Here is a 17,438-nt window from a genome sequence, read left to right as displayed (position 1 = left end):
GTCTCAAGATTCCTTGGAGGGGCGTGCCAGGCGCCGGCCCAGGGCCAGCCGCCAGCTTGCGGGCAAGTGTCCAAGCAAGCGCAGGACGACGGTGAAGAACCAGGGGAATACGATGTCCAAAGGCCGTGCCGGCAAGCGCCGTGCGATATGCCGTGCGGCCCGTTGCGCCGACCAGCGCATGGGCATGGGAAAATCGTTGCGTCGGGTCAGTGGCGTATCGACGAAACCGGGGCTCACCAGGGTGACGTCGATGCCCTCGGTGGCCAGGTCGATACGCAAGGACTCCACCAGATAGCGCAACGCGGCCTTCGAGGCACCGTAGGCGCCGGCGCGAGGCAGGGCCAGCCAGGTGACCGCGCTGCTCACCACCACCAGATGTGGGCACTGGCCTCGGCGCAGCAAGGGTAGGGCGGCCTCCAGGCAATGGCTGGTGCCCAGCAGGTTGCTGGTGATGACGCGTTCGACGAGACGGGTGTCGAAGCGTCCAGGCTCCAGGTATTCGCAGGTACCGGCATTGAGAATCACCAGGTCCAGCGCCAACCACTCACAGTCAATCTGCTGGCAGACCCTGGCGACCTGGCGCGGGTCGGTCAGGTCGCCTGGCAGTACCAGCACCTGGTCTGGATAGCGTGTTGCCAGTGCCTGCAAGGGTTCTACCTGGCGCGCGCTCAATGCCAAGTGGTGGCCCTGTTCCAGCAGCACTTGCGCTAATGCCGCGCCAATGCCGCTGCTGGCGCCGGTCAGCCAGACGCGGCTCATGCCAGCCTGCGCTTGAGCCAGCGGATCACCGGCCCCAATAACGGTAAGTGTTCGTAGAGCAGGGCACCGGCGTCAAAGAAGTCCTGGTGGTGGTAGACCCGGTCGGTCCAGCGCAAATGGCTGCAACCCGACAATGCCACGGGGGCTCCGCCCGCCAGGCGTGGGTGCCGAAAGTGCAAGGTCCAGCGCAAATAGCCTTCGCCGGGAGCGACCTCATCGAACGAGTGGAAATCGTAGCGCACGTCACTGGCACTGGCATACAACTGCGCAAAGTACTCACGCAGGGCCGTCAGGCCTTCGATCCGGTGCAAGGGGTCTTGGAAATGGATGTCGACGCTGTAGAGCTCATCGAGCTCGGCCAGGCGTCGGGCGTCCAGTTCGGCAAAAGCCTGGGCGAAACGTTGGAGATAGGCGGACATGCTAGGCTCCGAAATATTGTACAGATACATATTTCTGTACAAGTTTTTGAAGCCTACTTCAGGAGTTGTACGTTTTAAAGTTATTTGTATAAGAAAATGTGAATTTGTACAATTTCAAGCCGAGACGAGAGGAGGGCACTGAAGCCTTGCCTCCCGTCTCACTGGATCATTGTTGTGTCTGGGTTTCGGCCAACGTCGGATAATCCGTATAACCCTGTTCGTCACCCTGGTAGAACGTCGCCGTGTCAGGGCTATTCAGTGCCTTGCCCAGTTTGAAACGCTCCACCAGGTCCGGGTTGGCCAGGAACGGTGTGCCGAACGCCACCAGGTCCGCTTCGCCACGGCTGATGGCAGCGGCCGCGCGTTCGGCGCTGTAGCCGCCGTTGGCAATGTAGGGCCCGCCAAAGCGGCGCTTGAGTTCCAGGAAGTCGAACGGGCCTTGGCCCAGCTCCACGATGTGCAGGTAGGCCAGACCGTAACGGCTGAGCATCCTGGCGGCGTATTCGAAAGTTGCTTGCGGATTGCTGTCGCTCATCGAGAAATAACTGAAGATCGGCGACAGGCGCACGCCAACACGGCTGGCGCCGAAGACTTCGATCACCGATTCGACCACTTCCTTGAGGAAACGCGCGCGGTTCTCGATCGAGCCGCCGTAGACGTCGGTACGTTGGTTGGTGCCGTCACGCAGGAACTGGTCGATCAGGTAGCCGTTGGCGCCATGAATTTCCACGCCGTCGAAACCGGCCAGCTTCGCGTTGGCCGCCGCTTGGCGAAAATCGGCGACCACGCCTGGAATTTCATCGAGGTCCAACGCCCGGGGCAGTTCGTAGGGCTTGAGGCCTTCGGCGGTATAGATCTCACCGTCGGCCTTGATCGCCGAAGGGGCCACGGGCTGGGCGCCGTTAACCTGCACCAACGGATGGGAAAGACGACCTACATGCCAGAGCTGCAGGAAGATTTGTCCGCCTTGGGCGTGAACCGCGTCGGTCACTTGTTTCCAACCGGCAATTTGTTCGGGAGTAAAGATCCCTGGTGTGCGCAGGTAACCCTTGCCCTGCGCCGATACCTGGGAGCCTTCGCTGATGATCAGGCCAGCACTGGCCCGCTGGCTGTAGTACTCGACCATCAGGGGCGTGGCCACATCACCCGCGCCTGCACGGCTGCGGGTCATGGGTGCCATGATCATGCGGTTTTTCAAGGACAGCTTGCCGACTTGAGCACGGGACAGCAGAAGATCGAGACCGATGTTGGTCATGATTCACCTCTTTGGGATCGGATATGGATAAGGAGTGAGTCGAGGGTCGGCTAAGCCAGCCGGCCCTCTTGTTGCAAAAGGGCGCCGATGCGCTGGATTTCTTTCTCACCTTTCTCCAGCGCGGCCTTGCTGGTGTGCACCGAGTAGTGCCCCATCACCAGGTCGTGGGGATGCTTGACCGCCGAGCCGAGCACGAATGAGGTCGCGCCCCGGGCAACGATGTCGATGGCCTGGCCGGACTCTTGGAACACCACCATTTCCCCGGCATCGACGTTGCCGCCAGCGCTGAGGCTGCCGCTGCTGACCGCCAGCCAGGCGACGGTGTGCCCGGCCGGTGGGGTGTAACGCCAGCGCTCCTGGTCTTTCAACTGCACGGCGAGGTAGTTCATGCCCGCTGGGGAGGCAACGCTGCTACGGGCCGCGCCGTGTTGGCCGAGCAACACCAGTGCCGGGCCTTCGCGGGGAAGGTCGCGGGGCGCCAGATAGACGCTATGGGCCGGGGCATTCTCTTGCGCAGGCGGCAGCGCAACCCAGAGCTGGAAACCTTGGATCGGCGCGCCACCGACTGGCCGGGCGTCGTGCCACACGCCGTGGCCGGCTTGCATCCACTCCATGCCGCCACTGGGCAACGTGCCTGACTGGCCGGTGGTGTCTTCGTAGACCACTTCGCCTTCAATCATGTAGGTCAGCGTCGCGATCCCGGAGTGTGGGTGCATGCCGAAACCTCGTTGCATGGCGTCGGCCTTGAACGCGAAGCGATCGAGAAACACGAAGGGCTTGCACAGCTGGCCCAGGTCACCGGGGCTCATGAGCCGGGTGATCGGCCCGTGGCTGCGGCCAGAGGTGCGATGGACGATGGCGCGTGGCGGTGCTGCGACGATGCTGTTCATGGATTACCTCGGATTCTTGAGCGTTTGGCAGCCTCGATACGAGAAAGGATAAGTGCCTGCCAATAGATTGATTAGCCGATACAATCGGATTGAACTCATCCAGAATTCGAAGGAATAGCGTCGCTATGCCCGATCTCAACGACATTGCGCTGTTTGTCCAAGTGGTCCGCAGCGGCAGTTTTGCCGAAGCGGCCAGGCGCCTGGGCATGCCATCCAACACCGTGAGCCGGCGTGTCCAGCAGTTGGAGGCACAGCTCGGCACGCGGCTTCTGCAACGCTCCACCCGTAAACTCACGTTGACCCATGTGGGCCAAGGGTTTTATGAGCGCTGCGTGAACGCAGTGGACGGTCTGATGGAGGCGGGACAGGAATTGATGATGGGCACCGAGGAACCCAGCGGTCTGGTGCGCATTGCGGCGATGGCGGATTTTTTCGATTTCTTCCCCATGGAATGGGTGGCCGACTTTTTGGCCGCACATCCTCGGGTGCAACTTGATTTCGTGCTCAGCGACGCTCGTGTCGACCTGATTGCCGATCGCATCGACGTCGCTTTTCGCGGCGGTCCCTTGCAGGACTCGGGGTATGTTGGTCGTCAACTCCTCAAGAACGACGGTGACGGCATGGTCGCCAGCCCGGCCTACCTAGCGGCACGCGGTACGCCGGCTTCACTGCAGGACCTGGCTCACCACGACAGCGTGAGCTTCGCCCACCCCAGCGGCATGACCCATTGGCGATTGGTCGGCCCGGATGGTGTCGAGGAACACGTGCAGATCGCCAGCCGATTCAATGCCAACACTGCCCAAGCGTTGCGCAGGGCAACCGTCGCCGGCCTGGGCATCGCCGTGCTGCCGTCGGCGCTGAGCAGCCTCGACCTGGAGGCCGGCAGGTTGGTGCGCGTGCTACCGCAATACCAACGCGCCGGTTTTGGCCTGAATGTGCTTTACCCGAGTCGACGCCAGTTGCCGCTGGCGGTCTCGGCATTCATTGGGTTGGTGATGGAGAAGCTTGAGCTCAAGGCGTTTCCGGCGCAGTTGAAACAGACCTGTCAGTAAACGCCTGATACCGAGTTATCAGGATCCACTGCCACACCCTCCCTTCTAGCCCCGAGCCACTGCCGAACGCCTGACCCGACATCAGGCGTACATCCAGCTTTTTCCTTCCCAGCAACGATAAAAACCCTCGTTTCGCTAATCCCCGCCTGCCAACACAATCGCCTCGACACCTCTTCCCGATAGTCGCAATCGCAGAACAAAAAATCAGTACCCGAGGCGGCGCCATGCCGGCCTGAACCAACCCACTGCCGGAAGTGCACAGACATGCCCGTTGAAACCTTACACATAGATACGCTTGTTGTCGGTGCCGGTCAGGCCGGTGTGGCCATGAGCGAGCACTTGAGCCGACAAGGTGTGCCTCACCTGGTCGTGGAGCGCAACCGGATTGCCGAGGCCTGGCGCACTGCGCGTTGGGATTCGCTGGTCGCCAACGGCCCGGCCTGGCATGACCGTTTTCCTGGCTTGGAATTCGAGGGGCTTGACCCCGATGCCTTCGCCGGCAAGGACCAGGTTGCCGATTACTTCGAAGCCTATGCCCGCAAGTTCAATGCGCCGATCCGTACCGGCGTGGAGGTCAACAGCGTCGAGCGCAACGTCGGCCGCCCGGGGTTCACCATTGAAACCTCTGATGGCCTGATCGAGGCCATTCATGTGGTCGTGGCCACCGGGCCATTCCAACGGCCGGTGATTCCGCCGATCGCCCCCGAGATGGCCACGGTCGCCCAGATTCACTCCGCCGAGTATCGCAATCCACAGCAGTTGCCCGAGGGGGCGGTGCTGGTGGTGGGCGCCGGGTCGTCGGGGGTGCAGATCGCCGATGAGTTGCAGCGCGCCGGCAAGCAAGTCTACCTCTCGGTGGGCGCCCATGATCGGCCGCCACGGGCCTATCGCAACCGCGATTTCTGCTGGTGGCTGGGGGTGCTCGGCGAGTGGGATGCCGAGGTTGTCCAGCCCGGCAAGGAACACGTGACCATTGCCGTGAGCGGCGCCCGTGGTGGCCATACCGTGGATTTTCGTCGGCTGGCCCATGAGGGCATCACCTTGGTGGGCCTGACGAAATCGTTCAACGGCAGCGTGGTGACCTTTGAATCGAACCTGGCCGAAAACATCGCTCGCGGCGACGAAAACTACCTGGCGCTGCTGGATGCCGCTGATGCCTATATCGCTCGCAACGGCCTGGATCTGCCCCTCGAGCCCGAGGCCCGCCAGCTGCTGCCCGACCCGCACTGCCTGACGCAGCCGATCCTGCAGTTGGATCTGGCCGCCGCTGGGGTGACCAGCATTATTTGGGCCACCGGTTACTCGGTGGATTACAGCTGGCTGAAGGTCGACGCGCTCAACGCCCACGGTAAACCCCGGCATCAGCGCGGAGTTTCGAGCGAGTCGGGCCTGTATTTCGTGGGGCTGCCATGGCTGTCACGGCGCGGCTCGGCGTTCATCTGGGGCGTGTGGCATGACGCTCGGCATATCGCTGACCACATCGTCAAGCAGCGTACCTATCTGGCCTATCGGGATGCTGCCCAGCGCCAGAACGAGAATCCGCGGGAGCAAGCAGCCCCCAGCGATTCGCCCAGCCAGAAGACCAGCCTCATGGGAGTCCGTTGATGCCTACTCACACACGCATCCGCATGTTCAATACCAAAGACACCTACCCGAACCAGACCCTGGACAACGACTTGTGCCAGGCCGTGCGCGCAGGCAACACCGTCTATGTGCGCGGGCAGGTCGGTACGGACTTCAATGGTCAGTTGGTGGGCCTTGGCGATCCTCGTGCGCAGGCCGAGCAGGCCATGCGCAACGTCAAGCAATTGCTGGAAGAAGCCGGCAGCGACCTCAGCCATATCGTCAAGACCACCACCTACCTGATCGACCCACGCTACCGCGAACCGGTGTACCAAGAGGTCGGTAAATGGCTCAAGGGCGTGTTCCCGATTTCCACCGGATTGGTGGTCAGCGCCCTCGGCCAGCCGCAGTGGCTGATGGAAATCGACGTGATCGCGGTGATCCCCGAATAAGGAGTGGAACATGACTTTTTCCATCGTCGGGCGCTGCGCTGAAACCGGTCAGTTGGGTGTCGCTATCAGCTCCTCGAGCATTGCCGTCGGCGCCCGTTGCCCCTGGTTGCGGGCGGGCGTCGGCGCCGTGTCGAGCCAGAACATTACGCTGCCGGCCCTTGGCCCGTTGATCCTCGACGAGCTGGCCAGCGGGCTGGTGGCACAAGAGGCCGTGGACCGCGCTCTGGCGCGCAATGGCTACAGCCAGTATCGCCAGGTGGCAGTGGTCGATGCCCATGGACACACGGCGATTTTCAGTGGCAGCCATGCCTTGGGCACCCACAACGCGCTGGCCGGTGAGCAGTGCGTGGCCGCCGGCAATCTATTGGCCAGTGCAGGCGTGATCGAGGCCATGGTCGCGGCTTTCGAGCACAGCGAAGGCTGCCTGGCCTCACGCTTGTTGAGTGCGTTGCAGGCCGGGCAGCAGGCCGGTGGCGAAGCCGGGGCGGTGCATTCGGCGGCGCTGTCGGTGGTGGATGACCTGACCTGGCCCATCGTCGATCTGCGAGTGGACTGGGCCGAGGAAAATCCCATCGGTGAGTTGACGAAACTCTGGCTGGCCTATCAGCCGCAATTGCAGGATTACCTGACCCGTGCCCTCGACCCGACCCAGGCCCCCAGCTATGGAGTGCCGGGCGATGAGTGAACTGCGCAGCCGCGCGTTACTCGCCCGTCTGGTGGGCTTTGCCACGGTCAGTCGCGAGTCGAACCTGGCGCTGATCGAATTCGTGCGTGGCTACCTGCGCGACCTGGGGGTGGCGTGCGAGCTGATCTACAACCCCGAGCGGACCAAGGCCAACCTGTTGGCGAGTATCGGCCCGTCGGTGCCCGGTGGCGTGGTGTTATCCGGGCATACCGATGTGGTGCCGGTGGATGGACAAGCCTGGACGGTCGATCCGTTTTGCCTGAGCGAGGCGGGCGGCAGGTTGTACGGCCGGGGGACGGCGGACATGAAGGGCTATCTGGCCTCGGTGCTGGCGGCGGTGCCGCAGTTCCTGGCCAGCCCGCTTCGTCGTCCGCTGCACTTGGCGTTCTCCTATGACGAAGAGGTCGGTTGCCTGGGCGTGCGCAGTCTGCTGGAGGTGCTGGTGCAGCGCATTCCCCAGCCAGCGCTGTGCCTGATCGGCGAGCCGACCCAACTCCAACCGGTGCTGGGCCACAAGGGCAAGCTGGCGATGCGTTGCTACGTCAAAGGCGCGGCCTGTCATTCGGCCTACGCACCTTACGGCGTGAATGCCATCGAGCAGGCGGCGCGCCTGATGGGCCGGTTGGGGGAGATCGGCGCAGCGCTGGCCGACCCTTCGTTGCATGACGCGCGTTTCGACCCGGCCTATTCGACGGTGCAGGTCGGCGTGATCCAGGGCGGTACGGCGCTGAACATCGTCCCGGCCGATTGCCGCTTCGATTTCGAAGTGCGCGCCTTGCCGGATTTCGCCCCGCAAGTGGTGGCCGAGCAATTGCAGGATTTTGCCGAACAGACGCTGCTGCCGCCGATGCGTGCGGTGCAAGGCGACACCTCGATCCGTTTTGAACAGCTGTCCGCCTACCCTGGCCTGGCGACTTCCCCTGACAGCGCCGCCGCGCAACTGATTGCCCGTCTGTGCGGCAGCGATGCGTTCAGCACCGTCGCGTTTGGCACCGAAGGCGGTTTGTTTCATCAGGCCGGCGTGCCAACGGTGGTGTGTGGCCCCGGCAGCATGGACCAGGGGCACAAGCCCGACGAATACGTGAATGTTGAACAAATGGCCGCCTGCGACCGCTTGATGGATCGGCTGGCGAGCTATCTCTGTGAACCCAATGATTGCTGACCGCAAGGCTGCCTGAGGAGAACGATTTCAATGGACGGAGATTCCTGGTGGTCAGCCAGGCGACAACGAACAGGCCGACAAGAGCCTTTGCTGTAGACCATACCGCCCGTGTTTACGGTCACCTTTGAGTCCCGTCACCGGTTCGTGCGGGCGAGCCGGCATTTCGAGGAACCGCTTCATGTCCAGATCCTTGCGTTGCAATATTGCGTGTGCACTGGCGTTGTTGAGTACCAGCGTCCTGGCCGCGCCCCAGAGCTTGACCGTGATTTCCTTTGGCGGCGCCACCAAGCAGGCCCAGGACAAGGCCTACTTCCAACCCTTCAACGCCAGCGGTGCGGGAAGCATCGTGGCCGGCGAATACAACGGTGAACTATCGAAGATCAAGGCCATGGTCGCGGCTGGTCACACCAGTTGGGATGTGGTCGAAGTGGAAAGCCCCGAGCTGCTGCGTGGTTGCGAGGAGGGCTTGTTTGAAAAGCTCGACCAGACGGCCCTGGGCGACCCGGCGAATTTTGTCCCGGGGGCACTCACCGAATGTGGCGTGGCCACCTATGTGTGGTCGATGGTCCTGGCCTATGACCAGAGCAAGCTCGCCAAGGCGCCCAAGTCCTGGGCGGACTTCTGGAATGTGGCCGATTACCCGGGCAAGCGCGGCTTGCGTAAAGGGGCCAAGTACACCTTGGAAATCGCCTTGCTGGCCGATGGGGTCAAGGCCCAGGACTTGTACAAGGTGTTGAACACACCGCAGGGCGTGTCCCGGGCCTTCGCCAAGCTGGACCAGATCAAGCCGAACATCCAATGGTGGGAGGCTGGTGCCCAACCGGCGCAGTGGCTGGTAGCTGGGGACGTGGCGATGAGTGCAGCCTACAACGGCCGCATCGCCTCGGCACAAAAGGAAGGTATGAAGCTGAGCATCGTCTGGCCGCAGAGTTTGTATGACCCGGAGTACTGGGCCGTGGTCAAGGGCACGCCGAACAAGGCCTTGGCCGAGCGGTTCATTGCCTTTGCCAGCCAGCCACAGACGCAGAAGGTGTTCTCGGAAAACATCCCCTATGGGCCGGTGCATCGCAAGACCCTCGCGTTGTTGCCCACAGCGGTGCAGGAGCAGTTGCCTACCGCCGAGGCCAACCTGGCTGAAGCCCGGGCCGTGGATGCCGAGTTCTGGGTCGACCATGGCGAGGAGCTTGAGCAACGCTTCAACGCCTGGGCGGCTCGCTAGGCACCGAACCGCCCCGTCACATGGACCGATCGTTCCCACGCTTTGCGTGGGAGCATCGCCAGGGACGCTCCGCGTTCCGCTTCTGGAGGGTGACGCAGAGCGTCACGGGATGCATTCCCAGGCAGAGCGTGGGGACGATCAAAGCTTCCTCGCCACAAGGTTCAGGCCAGCCATTGCCTGAACTGTTCCTTGCAGTAATCCACGAACAACTGCGCCGGTTTGGTCAGGTGCGCGCGTTTGAGCCATCCGGCCACCAACGCCGAGCCGGTCACGTCTTCGGCGATGTTGACGCAGACCACTTGCTGCCCATCGTAGGTGCAGGTGGAATGCGGCCGGGTGACCAGCACCGCAAAGCCGAAGGACTGGCCGACCATGCCACGCACCATCTCGATGGACGGCGAGCTGAAGACGATGTTCGGTGTCAGGCCCAATTCCTCGAAGATGCTCACGAAATAGGTCCGGCTGGGCTGCACATCCAGCAGGATCATCGGCTCCAACGCCAGGTCGCGCAGCGACACTTGCGCCTGGTTGGCGAAACGATGCCCTGCCGGCAGCAACGCATAGGGTCGCTGTGGGGCGGTCAATGCTTCGGTCTCGATGGTGCTGTCCAGGTCGTGCTCATAGAAAATCGCCAGGTCGAAACGTCCCCCCGTCAAGCCTTGCACCAGTTCCTGCTGCTCGCCGTCCTGCACGCGGATCTCCACCCCGGGAAAACGCTCACGGAAACCGGCGATCAGCCGTGGCAGGTAAAGCGGGGCGACCGTTTCAAAGCAGCCGATGTCGATCTGGCCGCTGACCACATCGTTATCGGCCAGCGCGTTCTGCTCGAACTCCCGGGCCATGCGCAACAGCTCCTGGGCCTTGCGGTAGAAGCGAGCACCGCCCGGGGTCAGCGACACGCCTTGGGCGTGATGGCGGATGAGCAGTTGCACGCCGAAGCTGTCCTCCAGCCCCTTGACGGCCGTGGCAATCGACGGTTGGGCGATGTACAGCTTGCGGGACGCTTCCGCGACGCTGCCACACTCGACGGTAGTGACGAAATACTTCAGCTGACGCAGGGAATAGGACGCCACGACACACCTCGATCCGGATGGTTTGCGCCTACCTTACCGCGTGCCGCTGGGAGAGGGGGCGAGCATTGCAGCGGATTTTGCTGGGCATTGACGATATTCAGACTGGCTTGTGGCGGGAGCGGGCAGAAAAAAAGCCTGCCCAAAAAACAATGGCAGGCGTCTGGGAAAGACCGGCGCAGAAAGGCGGGGGGACGGGCCGGGGTAGGTCTCAGGCCACTGGAATCAACGGATCTGCCGCTGCCAGGGCGGCTGCGCGGTCAGCGGCGGGCGGGTAGATCCACACGGTGTTGATCTGGGTCTTGAGATCCTTGGCTTCCTGCCCGACCAGCTTGAGCTGGCGATCCCAACCTTCGGTATACACCGCACCCCAGGCGCCCAGGTCCAGGCAGGTCACGTACTTGGGTTGGCTGTAGGTCATCGGCGCCACGCCCAGCAGGTCGGCCGCGACGTTGTTACCGGCGTAGCGTCCCAGGGCGATGGCGTGTTGGCAGGACATCGCCGCGTAATTACCGACCGTATCGGTGGCGGCATACGCCACGTCACCGGTGGCGAATATGTCGTTTTGTCCCAAGACTTTCAGATGTCCGTCGACGTGCAGGCGACCCTGCTGGTCGCGGGTGCCGGGAACCTGTTGGGTCAACGGACTGGCGCGGAAGCCCACGGTCCAGATCACGGTACTGGACTCGATGCGTTGGCCATCCGAGAGGGTGACGCCGCCGGCATCCACCGATTCAACCGAAGCATTGAGGATCCACTCGATGCCCAGGTGAGCGGAGGCTTCGATAATGGACGGGCGAATGCCGTCGCCCAACGATGCACCGATCTGCGGCCCGCGATCCACCACGACGACCCGGATGTTCGCGTCCTCGCCCAGGACGGCGCGCAGGCGGGCGGGCATTTCGGTGGCGGTTTCGATTCCGGTGAAGCCACCGCCGGCCACCACCACAGTGTTACGGGCTGGGCTGTCCGGCAGGTGCTTGAGCGACTTGATATGGGCTTCGAGGCGCGTGGCCTGCTCGATCTCATCGACATCGAAGGCATGTTCCAGCATGCCTTTGAGATCGGGGCGAAACAGTTTGCTGCCCGCCGCCAGTACCAAGCGGTCGTAGCCCAGGGTGCCCTCGGTACCGAATACATCCACGTAGCCGACCCGTTTGCTGTCAACGTCGATAGTGCTCGCCGAGCCCTGGACGAATTTTACGCCGACCGCGTCGAACAGTCCGTCCAGCGGAGCCATCATGGTGTGGACGTCCGGCTCATAGAAACGCGGCCGGATCCGCAATTCCGCCTGGGGCGCCAGGACAGTAATCTGCACGTCATTACGATCATGCTGGTCCAGCAGGCGGGCCGCGCTCAGTGCGCTCCACAGCCCGCCGAAACCTGCACCAATAACCAGAATTTGCTGTTTCATGATTTGCTCCCGAAGACAAAATCGATACGTTGAATGGTTTAACTGTTTCAGCGTGAGCGTGTCGCAACGTACCCGGAAGTGTCTGGCTGCAATGATTGAACATTAAGCGCATTCAACTTCGGTTCGCTGTAGACGATGGTATTCAGTGGTGCCGCCGCCAACACTTCTACATAAGGTCAGTGGCGATATGTCTGGGTATGACGGATCTATACGAAGGTATTAACGCTGGTCGATCGGCATTGATGAACCGGGCATGAACCGAGGTATTTACCGGGTGCCGCTGATATCCAGCGCCTGGGCCATGCGCACCAGATCGGCAAAAGAGCGCGCGCACATTTTGCGCATGGCCTGGCCGCGGTGAATCTTGACCGTGATTTCGCTCAGGCCGATTTCACCGGCAATCTGCTTGTTCATCAGGCCCGACACAGCCAGTGCCATCACCTGTTGTTCTCGCGGCGTCAGGGTGGCGTAGCGACCGTGGAGTTCGTGCTGACCGCGTTCGGAGTCGCGCCGCAGACGGTCCCGCTGATGGGCGGCGGACACGGCATCGATCAGGTCTTGTTCGCGAAACGGCTTGGTCAGGAAGTCCACCGCCCCTGCCTTCATCGCCCGCACCGTCATGGCGATGTCGCCATAACCGGTCATGAATACGATCGGCAAATGGATGTTGGCCATTGCCAGTTCCTGCTGGAAATCCAGGCCGCTGGTGCCCCGCAGTCGTACGTCCAGCACCAGGCAACTGGTGACATCAGGGCGAGGGTGTAGCATGAACTCCGCTACCGAGCTGAATGACTCGACCCGCAAGCCAATGGAGCGCAACAGGCTGTCGAGCGCCGCGCGCAGGGAGGCATCGTCGTCGACGATGTAGACGATGGGATCGTTGCTGATGACCGGGCTCGTGGGGTGATTCTGATTCATTGGGGTTCCGAGACAAATCACGCCGGCGGACCTTTCATTTCATTTTTACTTGGTCTCGCACTGGATGGCGGTGGGCAGAGATGGGAGCCGCATCTTAAAAGCGCCCTTTGCATCAGGTAGGACATAAAACCCTGAAATCCCGCCACCACGGGATCGTTCGGTATACCGAAGTATCAGTGAGCCATGCCGAAGGCATGAGCGGGGTGTCCCCACGTACGACAGACATCGGTCGGCCACCGGAATAACCTTCAAGCATCCCGTCGCTGCCGTGCCTTGATGAGGGCACGAGCGATGACCTTGTCCACTCCTGACTCAAGGCCTGGCGCCTGGGACGGCTACCATGATGAACAGAAATGACCTGCGTCGTGCTGACATCAATCTGCTGGTTGTCTTCGAAACCATGATGCATGAGCGAAATGTCACTCGTGTGAGTGAAAAGCTGTTTCTCGGTCAGCCAACGATCAGCAGCGCCCTGGCGCGCTTGCGGTTGATGTTCGATGACCCGTTGTTCATTCGTGCGGGCCGGCTGATGGAACCGACCTCCCGGGCGCAGGAGATTTTTTGCAATCTGTCTCCGGCCTTGGATGGCATCGCCGCGGCCTTGAGTCGCTGCCAGGCGTTCGACCCGGGCACCAGCGAGGCGACTTTTCATGTCGGGCTCTCCGACGACGTCGAATACGCGCTGTTGCCGGACCTGCTGCGACGCTTGCGAGTCGAGGCACCAGGCACGACCTTGGTGGTGCGCCGGGCCGATCAATGGCAGATGTCCCAGTTGCTGGCCTGCGGGGATATTTCACTGGGGATCAGCCATACCCTGGAGCTGCCGGCCAATGCCCGACGCAAGGCCCTGCGTTCGATTCGACCGATGCTGTTGCGGGCCGATGGGCAGCCCGGCGAACTGACCTTGGACGAATTCTGCCACCGACCCCATGCGGTGGTGTCGTCCATGGGCAACGTCATCGATGATTCGGACCGCGCGTTATGCCTGATGAATCGGCAGCGCCGGGTGGTGCTGACGGTGCCGCAGTTCAGCGCCTTGCCGGTGTTGCTGGCCCAGAGTGACATGATCGCCATCGTGCCGGATTACGTTGCCCGCGCGATGGCGGTGGCGACCGGCTTGCGGGCCGAACCGGCGCCGATCTGCTTGCCCGAGCAGGAACTGTCCATGGTCTGGCGCGGTGCTTCGCACGATGACCCGGGGGAGCGCTGGTTGCGTTCCCGTTGCAGTGCGTTCGTGGCCGAGCAGGCCGCGTCGCCGATAGAACCCAGGAAGGTGGCGTAATGCGCGATCAACGGGAAAACCGATTGCGGTAGTCACGGGGTGAAATCGAGAGATGGCGCTGGAAGGTGTGGCGCATCCGCTCTTCGTCACCGAAACCGCACGAGCGGGCGATCTGATCGATATTGCGCCGGGAATCTTCCAGCAGCCGACGTGCCGCTTCCAGGCGGAACATCTCGACAGCCTTGGCCGGGGTTCGTCCGGTCTGGCGCTTATAGACCCGGGCGAAATTGCGCGGGCTCATGCCGGCCTGATGGGCCAATCGGTCGATGGTCAGGTCGTCGTCCAGGTGTTCGCTGATCCAGAGGTGCAATTCGTCGAAGCCGGCACTGTCCTGCATCTGCAATTGCAGCAGTTGGCTGAATTGCGCCTGCCCGCCGGGTCGCTTGAGAAATACCACCAATTCACGGGCCACCTGCAGGGCCACGTCGCGACCGCAGTCGGCTTCGACCAGCGCCAGGGCCATGTCGATGCCGGCGCTGACACCTGCCGAGGTCCACACGTTGCCCTGCTGGATGAAGATCGCGTCGAGGTCCACTTCAACCGACGGAAAACCGCTCTTGAGCAGGTCGCACATGGCCCAGTGGGTGGCCGCCCGACAACCATCGAGCAAGCCGGCCTGGGCCATCAGGAACGTTCCGCTGCACACCGAGGCGGTGCGCCTGGCCTTGGTCGAGGCATCGCGCAACCACTGCACCAGGTCGACAGCGTCGATCATCGCCTGACGGATGTTGGGGGCGCCGGGCACGATCAACGTATCGATGACGGCATCGTCGAACCGGTGCAGGGCCTCTGTTTGCACGGCCAGGCCTTCGGCGGTCTGTATCAGCCCGCCGTCCAGGCTCGCGGTGTGCAGCGTGTAGCCGGGCAGGCCGCGTTTGCTCATGGCTCTGGTGGCCGCCCAGAAAACGGTCTGGGCGCCAGTCAGGTCCAGCAAGCCCATTTGCGGATACGCCAGGAACACCAGCGTGCGCGGTTGGGAAATCGATTCGGCGGTGACGTGGATGTCACGGTGCATCTGGTTCATGGTCGTTTCGCGGTTCGGTGTTCGTCAGAGGTCTCGGTGGGCACTGAATCTTTAAGTGCTATTGATATGCCATACCGGTATTTAAATTATTGTTTTTATAGCTTTAAAGTCAGCTTCCTCGGTTTCTTCCATTTACTGTGAGGTTTCATGGCTATGGCTTTCAAGCGTTCTGCGCTCACTGTGGGCTTCGTTTCCCTGGCGGCATTGCTCAGTGCCACGGCCCAGGCAGAGGGCAAGATCAGTATCGCCCAGCAATTCGGCATCGGCTACCTGATCCTCGATGTGGTGCGTGACCAGCAGCTTATCGAGAAGCATGGCAAGGCCCAGGGCCTTGATATCAAGGTGGATTGGAACAGCATTTCCGGCGCAACGGCGATGAACGAGGCCTTGCTGACCGGTGCCCTGTATGTGGTGTCGGCGGGCGTTCCACCGATGTTGACGATCTGGGATCGGACCCGGGGCAAGCAGAACGTCAAGGCCATCGCCTCGCTGGGATCGATGCCCAACTATCTGCTGACCAACAACCCGAACGTGAAGAGCCTCAAGGACTTCACCGACAAGGACCGGATTGCCGTGCCGGCGGCGGGCGTCGGGTTCCAGTCGCGTACGTTGCAGATCGAAACCGCCAAGGTGTTCGGGGACGAGCACTTCAAGAAATTCGACGACATCTCGGTCAGCCTCCCGCACCCGGATGCGACGGCGGCGTTGATCGCCGGCAAATCGGAGATCAATGCGCACTTCTCCAGCCCACCGTTCCAGTACCAGGCGCTGCAGAGCCCCAATGTGCACAAGGTGCTCAGTTCCTATGACGTGCTGGGCGGGCCGGCGACGTTCAACGTGCTTTACACCACGGAGAAATTCCACGACGAAAATCCGAAGACCTACAAGGCGTTCTACGATGCCCTGGTGGAAGCGCAAGGCATCATCAAGGCCGACAAGCCGGCCGCCGCCCAGACCTACATTCGCGTGGAGCAGTCCAAGTTGCCGCTGTCGCTGGTGGAAAAGATCGTCACCGATCCGGAAATCGACTTCACTGTCGTGCCGCAGCGCACCTATATCTATGCCGAGAAACTGCATGAGTTGGGTGTGCTGAAAAACAAGGCCGACAGCTGGAAGGATTACTTCTTTGAGCAAGCTCATGGCGACGCAGGCAGCTAATTCTCGGCCGATTATCCGTTTTCGGCACACTTGAGTGAGCTCGCCCCAAGGCGGAATGGAACTTGCCTGAGCTTTGACCCGTAAGCCCTGGAATCATGAAAGGTCGGGTCAATGAACAACTCCAACGTGGCGCAGCCGCCGGTTTCGACAGATGCATTGCCGACGCTGCCGATCAATCGATTCCGCACCGCAGACATCGACGAGCACGCGCGCAACATGGGCGGTTGGCAGGTGAGCTACGACCAGTTGACCCCCGGACGTTTCGAGGGCGAGTTGACCGAGTTCCGCTGCGACTGGATGCAACTGGTGCGCGACCGCTCTAATCAGGCCCTGACCAAGCGCGGTATGGCCTGGGAAGGCGCGATCACCTTCAGCGTGCCATTGAGTGCGGACGGTCCGGTGTTTTGCTCGGGGCATCCGATTATCGAGCCCAGCCTGCTGGTCGCCCGCGGGCACAACTTGCCCGACCTGTGCACACCCCAGCATCTGGATCTGCTCGGCATTGCTATTGAAGAGCAGGCACTGGAGCACGTGCTGGAACGCCAGGGCAGTCGTTTTCGAATTACTGATCTTCCCAAGTGTTACCGCCTCGGCGACTCGACGCTGCCAGCCGAACTGGCGGCGCTGTTCGATGAGCTCGAAGGGGGCGAGCAGGGGCGCGACTCGTTGCTCGGTTACGAGTCGATCCGGCGTGGCCTGCGCGATACGATAATGCTGCATATGCTGGAGCTGGTCGCACCGGATCAGGCGCCGCCGCTCAACCCCACGGCGCGCAAGCGCATGGTCGACCGGGCGCGGGAGTACGCCCTGGCCCACGTCGACGAACCGCTGTCGATCCTCGACCTGTGTAACCACATCGGTGCTAGCCGGCGTAAATTGCAGTACTGCTTCCAGGAGACCCTGGGCATCAACCCGGTGGCCTATTTGCGGGCATTGCGCCTCAATGCCGTGCGCCGTGAACTGCGTAGCGGTGATCAGGTGCAGGGCGTGCAGGAGGTGGCTGCGCGCTGGGGTTTCTGGCATTTGAGCCGGTTTTCCAATGACTATCGGATCCTGTTTGGCGAAACCCCGTCACAAACCTTGCGTCGCGCTCAACTGTGCTGAAAACGGATAACC

The 17,438-nt window shown here is 62.0% G+C and carries 17 protein-coding genes; 9 read left to right on the top strand and 8 right to left on the bottom strand.

Annotation, left to right across the window (positions count from 1 at the left end; all coding sequences use genetic code 11):
* Nucleotides 1-3: 3 nt before the first annotated feature.
* The 4 genes from J9870_RS16300 to J9870_RS16285 all read right to left on the bottom strand — a co-directional run bounded on the left by J9870_RS16300 (nucleotide 4) and on the right by J9870_RS16285 (nucleotide 3,323).
* Complete coding sequence (locus tag J9870_RS16300; RefSeq protein WP_210639036.1) at nucleotides 4-759, bottom strand: SDR family NAD(P)-dependent oxidoreductase; 756 nt, start codon at nucleotides 757-759, stop codon at nucleotides 4-6.
* On the bottom strand, nucleotides 756-1,178 hold the full coding sequence (locus J9870_RS16295) for a nuclear transport factor 2 family protein (protein ID WP_135845181.1): 423 nt from the start codon (nucleotides 1,176-1,178) through the stop codon (nucleotides 756-758). Before J9870_RS16295 ends, J9870_RS16300 begins: the two co-directional genes overlap by 4 nt.
* 166 nt (nucleotides 1,179-1,344) lie before the next feature.
* Nucleotides 1,345-2,433 (bottom strand): alkene reductase, encoded by a 1,089-nt coding sequence (locus tag J9870_RS16290; RefSeq protein ID WP_210639035.1) that lies wholly within the window; start codon nucleotides 2,431-2,433, stop codon nucleotides 1,345-1,347.
* 50 nt (nucleotides 2,434-2,483) lie between these two features.
* Nucleotides 2,484-3,323: a pirin family protein gene (locus J9870_RS16285; protein WP_210639034.1), complete on the bottom strand. Its 840-nt coding sequence runs from the start codon at nucleotides 3,321-3,323 to the stop codon at nucleotides 2,484-2,486.
* A 125-nt stretch (nucleotides 3,324-3,448) separates the two neighbouring features.
* Between J9870_RS16285 and J9870_RS16280 the strand changes: the two genes are divergently transcribed.
* From J9870_RS16280 to J9870_RS16255, 6 genes are all read left to right on the top strand, one after another.
* Nucleotides 3,449-4,375, top strand: coding sequence for a LysR family transcriptional regulator (locus J9870_RS16280; RefSeq protein WP_210639033.1), 927 nt, complete (start codon nucleotides 3,449-3,451; stop codon nucleotides 4,373-4,375).
* 264 nt (nucleotides 4,376-4,639) lie between these two features.
* The gene (locus J9870_RS16275; protein WP_210639032.1) at nucleotides 4,640-5,980 is read left to right on the top strand and encodes an NAD(P)/FAD-dependent oxidoreductase; all 1,341 of its coding nucleotides are present in this window, start codon (nucleotides 4,640-4,642) and stop codon (nucleotides 5,978-5,980) included.
* Entirely contained in the window at nucleotides 5,980-6,390 is a 411-nt protein-coding gene (locus J9870_RS16270) for a RidA family protein (RefSeq protein ID WP_003201555.1), read from the top strand. The genes J9870_RS16275 and J9870_RS16270 overlap by 1 nt, the downstream gene beginning before the upstream one ends.
* A gap of 10 nt (nucleotides 6,391-6,400) precedes the next feature.
* Nucleotides 6,401-7,075 (top strand): DUF1028 domain-containing protein, encoded by a 675-nt coding sequence (locus tag J9870_RS16265; RefSeq protein ID WP_210639031.1) that lies wholly within the window; start codon nucleotides 6,401-6,403, stop codon nucleotides 7,073-7,075.
* Nucleotides 7,068-8,237, top strand: a complete 1,170-nt coding sequence (argE, locus tag J9870_RS16260; protein WP_210639030.1) for an acetylornithine deacetylase — start codon at nucleotides 7,068-7,070, stop codon at nucleotides 8,235-8,237. The genes J9870_RS16265 and argE overlap by 8 nt, the downstream gene beginning before the upstream one ends.
* 178 nt (nucleotides 8,238-8,415) lie before the next feature.
* A complete protein-coding gene (locus tag J9870_RS16255) occupies nucleotides 8,416-9,456 on the top strand; it encodes an ABC transporter substrate-binding protein (protein ID WP_210639029.1) in 1,041 nt (346 codons plus the stop codon).
* 161 nt (nucleotides 9,457-9,617) lie between these two features.
* Here the strand turns inward: J9870_RS16255 and J9870_RS16250 are convergent, their stop codons facing one another.
* From J9870_RS16250 to J9870_RS16240, 3 genes are all read right to left on the bottom strand, one after another.
* Nucleotides 9,618-10,529, bottom strand: a complete 912-nt coding sequence (locus tag J9870_RS16250) for a LysR substrate-binding domain-containing protein (RefSeq protein WP_210639028.1) — start codon at nucleotides 10,527-10,529, stop codon at nucleotides 9,618-9,620.
* Nucleotides 10,530-10,737: 208 nt separating this feature from the next.
* Nucleotides 10,738-11,940 carry an NAD(P)/FAD-dependent oxidoreductase gene (locus J9870_RS16245; protein ID WP_210639027.1) on the bottom strand — a complete coding sequence of 401 codons (1,203 nt, stop codon included), beginning with the start codon at nucleotides 11,938-11,940 and terminating at the stop codon, nucleotides 10,738-10,740.
* A gap of 267 nt (nucleotides 11,941-12,207) precedes the next feature.
* Nucleotides 12,208-12,858 carry a response regulator transcription factor gene (locus J9870_RS16240; RefSeq protein ID WP_210639026.1) on the bottom strand — a complete coding sequence of 217 codons (651 nt, stop codon included), beginning with the start codon at nucleotides 12,856-12,858 and terminating at the stop codon, nucleotides 12,208-12,210.
* Between the two features lie 340 nt (nucleotides 12,859-13,198).
* Between J9870_RS16240 and J9870_RS16235 the strand changes: the two genes are divergently transcribed.
* The gene (locus tag J9870_RS16235; RefSeq protein ID WP_281728914.1) at nucleotides 13,199-14,140 is read left to right on the top strand and encodes a LysR family transcriptional regulator; all 942 of its coding nucleotides are present in this window, start codon (nucleotides 13,199-13,201) and stop codon (nucleotides 14,138-14,140) included.
* Between the two features lie 7 nt (nucleotides 14,141-14,147).
* On the opposite strand, the gene J9870_RS16230 is transcribed toward J9870_RS16235, so the two are convergent.
* Nucleotides 14,148-15,164, bottom strand: a complete 1,017-nt coding sequence (locus J9870_RS16230; protein WP_210639025.1) for a GlxA family transcriptional regulator — start codon at nucleotides 15,162-15,164, stop codon at nucleotides 14,148-14,150.
* Between the two features lie 147 nt (nucleotides 15,165-15,311).
* On the opposite strand from J9870_RS16230, the gene J9870_RS16225 reads away from it, so the two are divergent.
* Both J9870_RS16225 and J9870_RS16220 read left to right on the top strand, forming a co-directional pair.
* Complete coding sequence (locus J9870_RS16225) at nucleotides 15,312-16,322, top strand: ABC transporter substrate-binding protein (RefSeq protein WP_210639024.1); 1,011 nt, start codon at nucleotides 15,312-15,314, stop codon at nucleotides 16,320-16,322.
* Between the two features lie 111 nt (nucleotides 16,323-16,433).
* A complete protein-coding gene (locus J9870_RS16220; protein WP_210639023.1) occupies nucleotides 16,434-17,426 on the top strand; it encodes a helix-turn-helix domain-containing protein in 993 nt (330 codons plus the stop codon).
* Nucleotides 17,427-17,438: the final 12 nt, after the last annotated feature.

It is taken from the genome of Pseudomonas sp. Tri1, assembly GCF_017968885.1.
In the GTDB taxonomy this organism is placed as follows: domain Bacteria; phylum Pseudomonadota; class Gammaproteobacteria; order Pseudomonadales; family Pseudomonadaceae; genus Aquipseudomonas.
The sequence above is the reverse complement of the archived record's forward strand: the minus strand, read 5'-3'. Positions and strand labels throughout refer to the sequence as shown.